Raw genomic sequence first — 13,219 nt, 5'->3', positions numbered from 1 at the left:
GATCTTAGGAGCCGGCCCCAGGACGCTTGATGCGGCGGGGGGCGGTGGGCAGGTCGAGCGGGGCGACCGGCGGCGGCGCGGGCGCGCCGGCGTCCTCGTCGAGCCAGCCGTCGTGCTCGTCGACCAGCATCTCCACGATGAACCCGGGGGCGTCGGTGAGCACTGCCCAGGGGTGGTCCTCGTCGTCGTCCTCGCCGGCCAGGCGCTCGCGCTCCAGCTCGGCGTCGTAGCCGTCGGCGCGCAGGCGGCGCAGCACCGCGGCCGCGTCGTCCTCGTCGAAGAGGACCGCGCGGCGCTGGGCGGTCGCGGCGGCGCGCAGCACGTGTGCCAGCTCGGGCAGGAAGGGGCGGTCGGCGTCCATCCAGTCCGGGCCGTCGGGGCCGTCGAGCTCGTCGGCGCCGACCCAGATCAGCCGGTCGTGCTCGTGGGGCTCGGGCTCGCCGGCCACGAGGCGGGCGACCGCGATCCGCAGCTCGAGGATGTCGCTGATCGGGCTGGTGCCGGCCAGCCAGGTGGTCACCTCGATCTCGCAGTCGAGCTCCTCGACGATCTCGCGCTCCAGCGCGGCGCTGGGCAGCTCGCCGGGCTCCACCTTGCCGCCAGGCAGCTCGTAGCGGCCCGCGGCCGCCGCCGGCGTCGTACGCCGCGCCGCCAGCACCCGCGCTCCGCGCACGATCGCTGCGCCCACCACCAGCTGCCGCTCACCCACGCCCGCACCCTAGTGGGTGGCGCCATCAGGCAGGCTGGCTCCGTGACCTCTCGGGACCGCACGACCAGCCGCACCGCGCCACCACCGGGCGCGGTGCCCCTCCTGCCGGCGGCGGCGTTCGTGCTGGTGTGGTCGTCGGGCTACATCGCCGGCCCCGCGGGCGTCGACGTGGTGGAGCCGTTCACCCTGCTGACGCTGCGCTTCGGGGTGGCCGCGCTGCTGCTGGCGCCGTTGGCGTGGTGGCTGCGCGGACCGATGCGGATGACACGCCACGAGCTGCTGCGCGTGGGCGCGGTCGGGCTGGTGCTCAACGCGATCCAGTTCGGGCTGATGTACGTCGGCTTCGCGCTGGGCCTGGGCGCCACCCTGGCCGCGCTGCTGCACTCCCTCTCCCCCGTGCTGACCGTGGTGCTGGCCGGGCTGCTGCTCGGGGAGCGGCTGACCCGGGTGCAGGTGGCCGGCTTCGCCGCCGGTGTCGTGGGGGTGCTGGTGGTGCTCGGGCCCGACGTCGATGGCGCGGGCGGCTGGTTGGGGCTCGGGCTGGGGGTGGCCAGCCTGCTGGCGCTGAGCCTGGGCACGCTGGGCCAGCGCTGGATCCACGTCAGCGCCGACCCGATCTGGTCGGCGACGGTGCAGTGCGCGGTGGCGACGGTGCCGCTGGGCCTGGTGGCGCTGGCCTTCGAGGGCACCGGCGGGGTCCAGGACCCCGGCCAGGGTCTGGTCGCGGTGCTCTACCTGGCCGCGGTGAACTCGGTGGCCGGGCTGCTGCTGCTGGGCGTGCTCGTGCGCCGCGGCGGGGCCAGCGCGGGCGCCAGCGTGTTCTTCCTGATGCCGCCGGTGACCGCGGTGCTGGCCTGGGTCGCCTTCGGTGACACCCTCGGGCCGCGCCAGGTGATCGGGCTGGCCCTGTCGGTGGTCGGCGTCGCCGTCGCCACCCGCGCGGGCCGGGCGCGCCGACTCACCCCGAGACTCGAGGAGCCGACCGCATGAGCACAGCGACGACGTCGTGGACCGACCCCGACAGCGGGCTCGGGCTCGCGCGGAGCGCGGCGTACCCGCGGGTGCCGGGGGCGGTGGGCCTGGAGGGCGTGCCGCTGACCGGCCAGCTGCGCCGCAGCCCGCTGCTGCGGGTGGCGGGGATGCGTGCCTGGACGTGGGAGGCGGCCGACCGACGCGACCGGGAGTGGTGGCCGCAGGGCATCACCGACGCCGCCGACGGCGACCCGACGCTGCTGGTGTCGTGGTACGCCAAGAAGGGCGGCTCGCGGATCTCGGTCGTCGACACCCGCACCGGCTGGTACGCCCACGTGCGCCTCGTCGTGCCACGCCTCGACGACGCCGGCGAGCTGTCGCTCGGTCCCCTGAAGGTGCACGCGGGTGGCCTGGCCCGGACCGGGCGGTGGCTGCACGTGGCGGCGACCGGGAAGGGCTTCTGGACCGCGCACCTCGACGACATCGTCTCCGTCGACGGGGAGATGGTGCTGCCCATGCGCCACGCACACCGCGCCACGGCGCCCGAGGGCGTCGAGCGGCTGCGCTACTCGTTCTTCTCGGCCGGGGCTTCGGGGATCGTCGTGGGCGAGTACGGCCGCGGCAAGAAGACCCGGCGGCTGGCGTGCATCCCGGTCGACCCGGCCACCGACCTGCCCTGCGGCGCCCCGGTCGTCGCCGGCGACGGCGTCGCGGGCATGCAGGGCGTCGTGGAGCGCGACGGCCGCTGGCTCGTGTCCACCTCGCACGGCCCGTGGACGCCCGGCTCGATCTGGTCCGGAGTCCCCGGCGCGTTCACCCGCCGCCGCTGGGCCGCCCCGATGGGACCCGAGGACCTGTACGCCGACCCCGCCGGCGACCTGTGGACCGCCACGGAGCACCCGCGGCGGCGCTGGATCGTGCGCCTCAGTTCCCGCAGGTGAACTCGGCGACGATGTCGGCGCTGCCGCCCTCGGTGGGGTTGCCCACTGCGTCGACGGTCGCCGAGGTGCCATCCTCGCCGGCCTCGACGCCGGTCGGGTCCTCCGGGTCGGTGGTGTATGTAACTCCGTCGACGGTCACCACGGCGCTGGTGGGAATGTCGTCCGCTCCGGCAAAGACCTGGATCGAGCCCTTCTTGCCCTCGTACACGTAGTACGCGGCAGGCTGTCCGTTCGCGGGCTGGACGGACTCTCCCTTGCCCTTGAAGGTGGCATTGGCACCCCCCGAGACCTCGACCTTGGCCTTGCACTCTCGCTGCTTGTCGCCGCTGCCGTCGTCAGTCACGCCGGTCTTCTCGTCGAAGCCGGCGGAGGCGGAGGTGGTGGCCTCGGGCTCGGCGGAGCTGTCGTCATCGCCGCTACAGCCGGTGAGGACGAGGGCGGTCGTCGCGAGGGCGGCCAGGGCAGAGACGGGATTGAAAAGACGCATGCGTCGAGTCAAGCATCTGCCGATCGTCGCGAGTAAAGCGGGTCAGGGCCGATGAAGGGAGACAAATGCCCACCGGGGCCGCACACGATGTGTGCGGCCCCGGTGATGCAGCCGGTGGCACCAGATGCATATGGTGACAGGGCGGTCCGGACCATTCTCAAGCAGCGGCAACAGAGAATGGCCCGGACCGCGTCTGTGTCTCCGGCTCAGTGAGCTGTGCTCAGTGGAACTCGCTCAGGTGACTGGGCGCAGGAGTGGGGGCGTCCTCTACGGCTCCCCCAGGGAGAGTCGTCCCGGGGCGGGTGGGCCGCCCCGGAACTCCTCACTTGGTCCAGCTAAAGCTCAGCGGAGCTTCTGGGTGTTGGACTTCGCCTTCTGCGAGAGCTCCGTGGCGGAGACCTTCGCGATGAAGCGGGTCTTCTTGTTCCCGTTGCGGTCAGCCACCTTGAAGGTGAGCGTGCCGCCCTCGGGGACGACATCCTCGCGAACCTGGACCAGCCGCTTGTTGCCCTGCGACTTGGTGCCACGGATCTTGAAGAGCTTGACCGTGGCGCCCTCGGCCTCGTCGTCGACCTGGAAGCGGACAACATCCTTCTTCGGGCCGTTGCTGTCACCCGAGATGATCGCCTCGACGACGACCGGCTCCTCGCCGCCGCCAACCTTGCCGAAGCTCACCGTGTCGGTGACCTGGGTGTCAGCGATCGCCTCGCCGGTAGCGGTCTCGGATGCGATGGCCGTGACCGTGGCAGTGCCCTCCTTGGTGCCGGAGAACACGTAGGTGGCCTTGCCATCCTCACCCGTGAAGACGTCCTTCGAGTTGGACTCGCCACCCTGCAGGTCATCGGGACCGGTGCGGAAGAAGTCGACGAACAGCTCGATCGGCTCGCCATTCTGGTCGACAGCCGAGTAGGTCATGATGACCGTGGTGCCGACGGGCTGGGTCTCCTCGCCGTTCTGCGACAGCGTGTAGGTGCTGTTAGCGAAGTCGACGGCGTAGAACTCGACCGCCGGGCCCTCACCCTCGATGTCGTCAGTGGTGGGGACGACGACGCCGGCGGCGTTGTACTCGTTGACCGGAGCGTCCCAGGTGCCGACAGGCTTCGAGTTCCCGGCAACGTTCGAGGCCACAGTGAACTCGACGTTGTCGTTGAAGTCGGTCGTCACCGAGCTGGCGGACGCCGTGCCAACACCGTCGATGTCGATGTCGACATCCTCGCCCTTGACCGGGTTGCCGAACTGGTCGGTGACCATGACGTCGTAGGCGACCGTGTCGGTCAGCGGGAGCTTCGGCAGAACACTGCTCGTCTGGAACTGAGCGCTGGCCAGCTTGATGTTGACGTCGCCGCCGTTCAGCGGGTCCTCAGACGAGAACTTGTAGTCCTCATCGTCAGAGGACCCATCAACCGAGGCGGTCACGTCGACTACGGCCTCGCCGTCGTCGTCGAAGTCCTCGCTGCGCTTGACGCCCAGGTAGTACGTCGCGTTGCCGTTGACATCCGTGACGACCGTGATCGACTGACCCCGGTCGACGATGTCACCCTCGAGGTCACCCTCCTTCGGGTCGGTCGGCTCGCCGGCGGCGGTGGTGAAGAAGGCGTCACCGTCGACCGTCAGCGTAACGAGAACGTTGGCGGCCGGGTCAGTCTCGACAGCGGTGGTGTCAGGGTCGTCAACGGTCACCTTGACGGTGCCGGTGGTGACCTGGCCGGGGGTGCCCTCGGCGGTGTTCGCCGCGATCTTGACGACGGCCGTGCCGTCGACCTCGTCGGTGACGAAGTTGACCTCGACAGCGTCGGCGTCAGCACCGGCGTTGCCGAAGGTGTTGGTCACCGAGGCGGCGTCGAGCTCGCCGTCGAGCTCCGAGCGGGTCGGGGTGTTGGCCGGGTCGGACAGGGCGACGCTCGCCGACCCGTCGCTGCCGGTCACCGCGTCAGCCACGGTGTTGCTGATCCGCTCGGTGCCGTTCGGCTGGGCGCCCTGCGCGGCGACGACCACGTCGTCACCGTTCGCGGCGTAGGTGAAGCGGACCTTTCGGCCGGCCAGCGGGGTGCCGTCGACCAGCGCGAGCGTCGCGTCGTAGGTGGCCGTGGTGCCGGCGGCGTTGTCCATCTCGTCATCGAACTCGAGCTCGGCGTCGCCGGCCTTGAAGACGAAGTCCTGGGCAGAGAGGTCGCCAGCACCCTGACCGGGGGTGCCGTCAAGGTTGACGTAAGCGGACAGCGTGTACTCGCCGTCGCCCTTGTCGGTGAAGGGGATGTTGGCGTAGCCCTCGGGGCCGGTCGTGACGTTGCCGGTCGTGGCGGGCGGGTTCGTCGGAGCCGCGCCGGTCGCGGGCGGGAACAAGTCCACGGACAGCGAGTAGGACACGGTCTGGTTGTTGACCGGGTTGCCGTTCTGGTCCAGCACCCGCACACGCAGGTCGCCGGTGGCGTTCTCATCCACGTCGAAGGCCGCGCCGTCCTTCGACGACGTGGTGATGGTGGTGGGAGCCGCGGTGTAGCTGCCCACGGTCACCGAGCGACGGAAGTCGACGCCGTTCTCGTAGACGTCGTTGTCGGTGGTGTTGACGTAGAAGTCATACGCCGTGCCGTTGGCCGACCCGGTGGCACCCTCGAACACGGCCTCGCCCTGCGAGTTCGTGTACTCGACGTCGGTGCCGCTGTTGGCGCCGGTGACGGCGTCCTCGGCGACGACCTGGGCACCCACGATGGGGTTGCCCTTCGAGTCGGTCACCTTGACGGCGATGTCGGTCGGCGTCGAGCCCTGCACGTTCGAGTTCTCGGCAGTCACGGTGACGCCGGAGATGCTCTGCTTGTAGATGTTGACCGGCTCCGCGTCCTCGCCCTCGGCCTGAGCCAGGATGAGGGCCTCGTTGACGATGGGAGCCACGGTGTCGAAGCTGTAGCCGGTGAAGTCGACCGGGGCCGAGTAGGTGCGGCTCGTGTCGCCGGTCTCCACCTCGCCCGCGACGTCCTCCGACGTGGTCGGCGCGCCCGTGTTCGACTCGAAGGTCAGCGCCGGGTCGGCAGCCAGGTCCGAGGTGGTGCCGGAGACGGCACCGAGCAGGGCCTCCTGGCCCTCCGTGGCGTAGTCCTGCTTGAAGACGCCGACCTCGGCGCCGGGGGCATAGGCGATGTCGATCGCGTCCGCGTCAGCGTCCACGTCGACGTTGTTCGTGTCCGGGGTGCCGATCTCAGTACCGACCGAGCCGAGGGCCACGGCACGCACCGGAACGGTGCTGTTGAAGGTCGCCGGGGGCGGGGCCCACTCGGTCGAGAAGGCACCTGCGTTGCGGGAGACGGTGGCGATCGGCACCCAGGTGCCGCCCGCGTTCTGGAACTCGAAGCGCACCTGCTGCACGTCCGAGCCGCCGGTGGCGACCAGGTGCACGGTGCTCTCGGAGCCGTCGTTCTCGACGGACGCGACGAACTCGGGGCTCTGCAGGGTGACGCCGGTGGCGAGACCCTCCTGAGCCGCGAGGGAGTCGGCGTTGGCTGAGGAAGCGAGGAACGGGAGACCCGTGATCGCCAGGGCGGTGATGGCCGAACCGGCCAGCCCCCGCTTAATGCCGCTGCTGTTCATGTGCAAGTGATCCTTCCGGATGTGTGAAGAGGACTGACATCGAGCTGGGCTCGAAGTCATGCCACAGCGATCCAAGAAAGGCCGCTGTGAGCCTGACTTGGACACAAGGCACCGAGTCAGACGATCAGGACTCTAGGAACGTAAAGACTCGGGAGGGGTGATTAATGCCAGAAGCAAGATCCTTTGCAATAACCATGGCGTCCGTCACTAGTTGTGGGTACATAGGCGCATCGGTTCCGCCCTGGAGCCGCTGAGACCTCATACTTCGGCCTCGAGGAGCACGCATTGCCGGGACCCACGTCCCCCTGGACCCGCGCGAGCCGCGCGAGGACCTCACGAACCGCCCCCGCCGGCGCCGCGCAGCCGCCCCAGAAGCGCCGCGGCCGGCCGGTGCAGATGCCGGACGACCCCAGCTCGATGCGCTCCGGCACTGTGAACGCCGCGGCGCGCACCGCGTGGCTGCTCTCGACCTGCCGCTCCCTCTCCCCCGACCCGGACGCCGCCCGCCGCGCCTCGTTCGTGACGAGCCTGCGGGACACGGGAGTCTCGGCCGACGTGACGCGCCTGAGCCGTTGGGAGTCCGGCGCGCAGGCGGTGCCGACCCGGGCCCTATGCGGCTACGAGGACGTCCTCGGCCTGGCCAAGGGCAGTCTCGTGGCCGCCCATCGCGGCTTGCTGCGGATGTGCGACCCGAGCGGCCCGGCCCCCGATCCGGTCCACTTCGGCGATCCCGACGCCCCCGCCGACCACGTCGCGGGCGACCTGATGGAGCGCGCCAGCGACCCGCTGCGGCCGATGGCGGGCGGTGACTGGCTCAGCCTGGCCGTCGAGCTCACCCGCTTCGAGATGGTGCTCCTGCCTCGCCCCACCTGGGAGGCGCTCTGCGCCCGTCTGGTCAACGAGCTCGCCCGCACCACCGGCCCGGACCGGTTGCGGCGCTACGAGGCGGCCGTCACCCTCATCTGCCACCCGGTGGCCCAGCGTCACCTCGTGCAAGCGCTCGGTGAGTGGCTCACCGAGCCGGCCGTCCAGGTCGTTACCCCCCTGCTCCCCCTGCTGCAGCACGTGCCCGCCGAGCAGGCCAGCAAGCTGGTGCTGCGCCTGCTCGACAGCGACAGCCGCACCATCGGCCAGGGCGCGGTCCAGGTCGCGGCCACCAAGGCCGACCGCGGGCACTTCCAGGGCGTGGCCCTGGCCCTGCTCGAGCAGCGCGCGGTCCGGGAGCTCGTCTCCCCCCAGGGCCAGCAGGGCATCGACATCCTCGACCTGGCCGCCCACCTGCCCGACACGTCCTACCGCCGGGTGCTCGCCACCGTGCGCGACGCGCAGATGCGCAACCGCCTCGACCAGGCGCGGGAGACCCGCTGCCTGCTGCCCGGCGACGTCGCCCGCGCCCTGAGCCGCACCATCGCCCAGGAGGCGCAGGCCGTCACGCCGTCGACGTACGCCACCGAGCCCGACCAGCTGCTCTACCGCCTGGTGCGCGAGGTGCTCTTCCACGTGCACGGGTCGCGCCGTGCGACCGCCGCCCACCTCCTGAGCGTCAGCCCCTACCGCGACGCCGTGGCCGACGGCTGCCTCAACCTGGCCACCGGCGAGAGCCAGTTCGTCAGCGGCCGGGCCTGGGAGGCGGTCTGGCTGCTGGGCCTCGGCAGCGGGCGCGACGACGTCGCCGCGATGGCCACCGACGAGCGGCACCCCTGGTTCCAGCGGCGCGCCCTGAGTGCACTGGGCCTGTGCGGCGAGCCGCTCGACGACGAGGAGGCCACCAGCATTGCCGAGACCGCGCGGCGTACGTCGCACGGGGGCGTGCGCTCCGCGGCGCTGCTCGCCCTCGGCAGCGGCGCGCCCGCCCACCTGCACCAGATGGACTCGCTGCCGCCCAACGATCGCGCCGTCGCCTCGTGGTGGCTCAAGGTCGGCCCCGCGATCACGGATGCTGGCGCGTAGTACGACTCCGTCCGACTGTCGACCGCTTCTCAGGAGCGCCCAACTACTGCGTGCAGGAGATGGATGCCGTCAGTTTCACGGAGGCGCCAGGTTCGACACCTGTGGCGACGGCCTCGACCTCTGCCCCGCTGCCCTCGGGGTCCGCATCCACCTGCCCCGAGTCCTGAGTGGTGTAACTGGCGCCCTTGACCGTGAGGACTGCGTGGGCCGGCATGTCTTCCATGTCCGGGAAGACAGAGAGCGCGAATTTCTTGTGAGTCGACTTGTAGAACGCCTGTGTGCCGTCCTGGAGGATCGTGAAGCCGTCCGTCTTCCAACGGGCCTTTTCGTCACCACGCACCTTGACGGCGGCGTCGCACTGCTCCTCGGTCTCCACTACCTGCGTAGCGCCCTCCGCATCAGCATCTGGGGATCCATCGCCTCCACAACCCGCGAGGGAAGTGGACAGGACAAGCGCAACACCAACCGAAAAGCGGCGAAAAGTAGGCATGGCTCCAGTGAATCAGCGTCCACAGCACTCAAGCCAACCGGGCTGGAGGTGGCGCTGCGCGACGACGACACCGAGGGCAGGGCAGCCTGAGCCGCGCCGCTCAGGCGACGGGGGTGCGGACGAGCTCGAGCTCCCGATGGCGACGCAGCCGGAGCACGACGGCCTGGGTGAAGTCGCGCATCGACGCGTACGCCGGTGGGTCGCCGGGTGGGAGGTCGGGTGCTCTGGATCGGGTCTGGTGGCCGGTGGGGGTGGTGATCTCGACCTGGTGGCGCCCGTCGGGGCTGGTGGTGGGTTGTGAGGTCCAGCCGGGGGCTTCCTTGGCGTGGTTGCAGGCCTCGCAGAGGCCTTGGCCGTTGTGGCCGCTGGTGGGGCCGGCGGTGGTGTGGGGCCGGACGTGGTCGTGGTGGCGGATCGGTGCGTCGCACCAGGGGGTGCGGCACGACTGGTCGCGCAGCTCGATGAACAGAGCGAGGCCGGCCGGGAAGGTGCGGGACCTGGAGTCCATGGCGGTCAGGGCGCCGGTGGTGCTGGTGTAGAGCCGCCTCAGCGTCGCGTGCGCCTCCGCGAGGGCGTCGGCGACGAGGTTGCGGGCGAACCCGGCGGGGACGGGGCCGTAGCCGGTGATCCAGGCGGGTTCGTGGCCGCCGGCGAGCAGGGTGGCATCGGAGATGGTCAGGTTCACCGCGACCGGGCCCGTGGGCGGGGTGGACGTCTGCGCCGGCTCGGCGGGGGTGAGCAGGGTGGCGACGAGGGTGTCGGCCATGACCTGGCCACGGGTGCGTTCGTCGCCGGTGGCGCGGGCGTGGTCGGCGGCGTTCTTGAGGACCGCATAGACCGCGACGCCGTGCTTGACCGGCAGCAGGGCGCTGACCCAGGTCATCGTGTCGGGTGCCGGGCGGATGGAGACGTACCGGTCGGCCTCGGCCTTGCGGGAGCGGGCGAGGTGGGCGTGCGGGTCGAGCCGGTAGGCCCGGGTGCGGGCCTCGTTGATGAGCCGCTTGTCGCCCCACCCTTGCGTGGTCGAGGGCTCGGTCATCAGCTCGGCGTCGATCTGGCGGCGGTGCTCCAACGACAGGCAGGCGGTCTCGCGGACCAGCAGGGTCGCGCGCCACTCGCTGCACCAGCCGGCCCGCATCGCGGCCAGCGTGTGCGGCATCTCCCGGGTCAGGATCTTCGCCAGCCCCAGGTGCCGCGCACCGCGCACCGGTGACTCACGGCGAGCATGGGCCACCTGGGAGGCGACCCCGACCCCGTGGCGGTCCGCCGGCAGACCGGCCGCTGCGTGGCGGCGGCGTACGACCACGTCCAGGCGCGCCGTCGCCTCGACCTGCCGAGCCGAGGCCTGCGCCTTCAGCTCCTCCAGGGCCCGGATCTCCTCCACCAGCTCGACCTCGCTCAGCCGTGCCACGTCCGCCTCGCCGACACTGCGGCCGGAGGTGGTGGTGAGAACGGCTGCCATGACCTGATTTTACTCGAACTGGAGTTCGAGAGCAATGGGCAGGCCGAGGTTGTGGAAGAAGAATCGTGACTCGTGGCAACCGAATCCGGATCCGCTGCGTCTACCAAGACATGGGGTTCTCGGACATGCCCAGGCGGCTGCGCGTCCTCACGGGCGTGCTGCTCCTCGTCGGCGCCCTGGTGCTGGCGCTGCTCGTGAGCACCTGGCCCGCGCAGACCGACGACGGACGGCGCCCGCAGCGTCCGGGGCGCGCGGAGCGGACCGAGGCTCCCGGACGCCCGCAACGGACGGAGGCGCCGCCGGCGCCGGCCCGCCCGCAGGCGCGACCCAACATCGTGCTGATCACCACCGACGACCAGACCGACACCGAGATGCGGTTCATGCCGCGCACGCGGCGGCTGCTGGGGCGCGCGGGCATCGAGTTCACCGACGCGATCAACCCGCACCCGCTGTGCTGCCCGGCGCGTGCGGAGATCCTCACCGGCGAGTACGCGCACAACAACGGGGTGCGCCACAACGACGGCCCCTACGGCGGGTGGCCGGCGTTCGTGGCCGGCAACGAGAAGGAGAACCTCGGGCCGTGGCTGCGCCGCGCCGGCTACCGCACGGCGTTCGTGGGCAAGAACCTCAACGAGTACACCTTCGAGGAGCCCCGCCCGCGTGGCTGGGACTTCTACTCCCCCACCGGCGCCCGCACCTACTCCTACTACGGCACCACCTTCTACAACGACGGCGAGCCGCGCGGCTTCGGCGAGAAGTACGTCGCCGACATCGTGCGCGACGAGTCGGTGCGCCTGATCAAGGAGTACGCGCCGCGGCGCGCGCCGTTCTTCCTCTGGGCCTCCCACGTCGGTCCGCACGCGGCGTACGTCGACGGGTGGGGCCCGCCGGTGCCCGCGCGTCGGCACGCCGAGATGTTCTCGGACCTGCGCCTGAGCACCCGCGACAAGGCCTCCTTCAACGAGGACGACATGTCCGACAAGCCGGCCGCGATCAGCGGACGCGACCGGCTGTCGTTGCCCGCCCTGACCCGCCAGGTCCGCGACCGGGCGCGCTCCCTGCAGGCCATCGACCAGGCCAACGCACGGACGGTCCGGGCACTGCGCCGCAGCGGCGAGCTCGACAACACGCTCATCGTCTTCGTCAGCGACAACGGCTTCCTGCTCGGCGAGCACCGGCTCTTCGGCAAGAACTACCCCTACGAGGAGGCGCTGCAGGTGCCGCTGCTGCTGCGCGGGCCCGGGATCGAGCCGGGCAGCACCAGCACGGCCACCGCCAGCATGGTCGACCTCGCGCCGACCTTCCTCGACCTCGCCGGGGTGCTCGGCAAGGTCCGCCGCGCCGGGCACACCGACGGCATCACCCTGCAGCCCGGCTGGGCGGAGGGCGCTCCGGTCAACGACACCTCGCTCATCCAGGCCGGCACCAGCGACCCCGAGGCGCTCGCCGCCTTCGGGTGGGAGTGGCGCGGGGTACGCACCGGCCGCTGGACCTACGCCCGCTGGTGGGACGGGTCCGAGGAGCTCTACGACCGCCGCGAGGACCGCTTCCAGATCGACAACGTCGCCGACCGGGCGGCGTACGCGCCGGTGCTGGGCGAGCTGCGCCGCCGCTACCGGTCGCTGGAGGACTGCTCAGGCGTGAGCCAGTGCGAGCAGCAGGACTTCGGGACGGTGCCGCAGCCGCGTTGAGCCCTGGTGGCCGAGGCTCCGCTCAGGAGGCGCGCGGCGCCAGCGCCAGCTGGCGCGACTGGGCGACCAGGCGCCCGGTGGAGTCCCAGACCTCGCAGTCCTCCTCGAACATCCCGCCCGCGAGGTTGCGGGTGTGGTGCTGCACCTTCAGCCAGCCCGGGGCCGGCTTGGCGCGCACGTGCGCGGACAGCTCGAGCGTCGGCGCCCACCCGACCAGACCGAGGTCGAAGGTGACCGGGGGCAGCGCGTCGAGGACCAGCAGCAGCGCCAGCGGGTCGGGCTCGCGGTCGTCGGCGAGGCGGAACCACGCCTGGAAGCGCCCCTCCCCGGTGTGCTCCCCGACCGTCCAGCCGGACTGCTCGCGCGGGAAGAGCATGTCGAAGCGCGACATCAGCGGCGCCATCTCGAGCACGTACGACGGCACGTCGGCGCGCCCCACGCACTCCTCGCGCGGCGGCAGCTCGGGCTCGACCGCGGTGGTGCGCACGTCGCCGTCGAACCGGTCGAGGTCGGAGTAGGTCGCCAGCACGCTGACCCGCGTCGCGTCGCCCTGCGTCATCTCGGCAGCGACCGTCGACATCCGTCCGCCGGCGCGCTTGACCTCGACGTCGACCGTCGCCGGCCCGGCCTCGGCGGCGGAGAGGAAGTAGGCGCTGATCGCGACCGGGTCGGGCTTCTCGGGCAGGTGCGCGCTGATCGCGGTGCCGATCACGGCCAGCTGGTAGCCGCCGTTGAGGCCGCCCCCCACCTTCCAGCCGGGCGCCAGCTGCGCAGCGTACCGGCCCGCACCGGCGGGGGTCACGGTCGTGTCGGCGTCGAACTCGGCGCGCTGCGTCGTCATGGGACGAAGATATCCAGCGCATCACCGGTGGGGTGAAGCCACCCGGCGACCGGCGATGCAGGGTGGGACGCCCATCACCCGAGGACCGGAGGAC

Annotated in this window: 10 protein-coding genes; 4 read left to right on the top strand and 6 right to left on the bottom strand. The window is 71.4% G+C overall.

Annotated features, from left to right (window positions below; all coding sequences use genetic code 11):
• Positions 1-4: 4 nt before the first annotated feature.
• Entirely contained in the window at positions 5-709 is a 705-nt protein-coding gene (locus tag I601_RS21175) for an NUDIX domain-containing protein (protein ID WP_068109226.1), read from the bottom strand.
• Between the two features lie 42 nt (positions 710-751).
• Here I601_RS21175 and I601_RS20805 point away from each other — a divergent pair, with 42 nt between their 5' ends.
• Together I601_RS20805 and I601_RS10575 are read left to right on the top strand one after the other, a co-directional pair.
• Positions 752-1,699: a DMT family transporter gene (locus tag I601_RS20805; protein WP_068109225.1), complete on the top strand. Its 948-nt coding sequence runs from the start codon at positions 752-754 to the stop codon at positions 1,697-1,699.
• On the top strand, positions 1,696-2,622 hold the full coding sequence (locus tag I601_RS10575; protein WP_068109221.1) for a hypothetical protein: 927 nt from the start codon (positions 1,696-1,698) through the stop codon (positions 2,620-2,622). The genes I601_RS20805 and I601_RS10575 overlap by 4 nt, the downstream gene beginning before the upstream one ends.
• Here the strand turns inward: I601_RS10575 and I601_RS10570 are convergent.
• Positions 2,606-3,109, bottom strand: coding sequence for a hypothetical protein (locus tag I601_RS10570; RefSeq protein WP_068109218.1), 504 nt, complete (start codon positions 3,107-3,109; stop codon positions 2,606-2,608). The two genes, I601_RS10575 and I601_RS10570, sit on opposite strands and share 17 nt — an antisense overlap.
• Before the next feature lie 342 nt (positions 3,110-3,451).
• Positions 3,452-6,691 (bottom strand): hypothetical protein, encoded by a 3,240-nt coding sequence (locus tag I601_RS10565; RefSeq protein WP_068109214.1) that lies wholly within the window; start codon positions 6,689-6,691, stop codon positions 3,452-3,454.
• A gap of 285 nt (positions 6,692-6,976) precedes the next feature.
• Between I601_RS10565 and I601_RS10560 the strand changes: the two genes are divergently transcribed.
• Complete coding sequence (locus tag I601_RS10560; protein WP_157520039.1) at positions 6,977-8,641, top strand: hypothetical protein; 1,665 nt, start codon at positions 6,977-6,979, stop codon at positions 8,639-8,641.
• Positions 8,642-8,684: 43 nt separating this feature from the next.
• On the opposite strand, the gene I601_RS10555 is transcribed toward I601_RS10560, so the two are convergent.
• Both I601_RS10555 and I601_RS10550 read right to left on the bottom strand, forming a co-directional pair.
• Entirely contained in the window at positions 8,685-9,017 is a 333-nt protein-coding gene (locus I601_RS10555; RefSeq protein ID WP_068109209.1) for a hypothetical protein, read from the bottom strand.
• Between the two features lie 214 nt (positions 9,018-9,231).
• Complete coding sequence (locus tag I601_RS10550) at positions 9,232-10,593, bottom strand: HNH endonuclease signature motif containing protein (RefSeq protein WP_068109205.1); 1,362 nt, start codon at positions 10,591-10,593, stop codon at positions 9,232-9,234.
• Positions 10,594-10,718: 125 nt separating this feature from the next.
• Here I601_RS10550 and I601_RS10545 point away from each other — a divergent pair, with 125 nt between their 5' ends.
• Positions 10,719-12,284 (top strand): sulfatase family protein, encoded by a 1,566-nt coding sequence (locus I601_RS10545; RefSeq protein WP_169834688.1) that lies wholly within the window; start codon positions 10,719-10,721, stop codon positions 12,282-12,284.
• A gap of 22 nt (positions 12,285-12,306) precedes the next feature.
• Here I601_RS10545 and I601_RS10540 read toward each other — a convergent pair whose 3' ends face one another.
• Positions 12,307-13,125 (bottom strand): thioesterase family protein, encoded by an 819-nt coding sequence (locus I601_RS10540; protein ID WP_068109199.1) that lies wholly within the window; start codon positions 13,123-13,125, stop codon positions 12,307-12,309.
• Positions 13,126-13,219: the final 94 nt, after the last annotated feature.

The sequence above is a fragment of the Nocardioides dokdonensis FR1436 genome (genome assembly GCF_001653335.1).
GTDB classification, from domain to species: Bacteria; Actinomycetota; Actinomycetes; order Propionibacteriales; family Nocardioidaceae; genus Nocardioides; species Nocardioides dokdonensis.
This window is presented reverse-complemented; position numbering and strand designations above follow the sequence as displayed.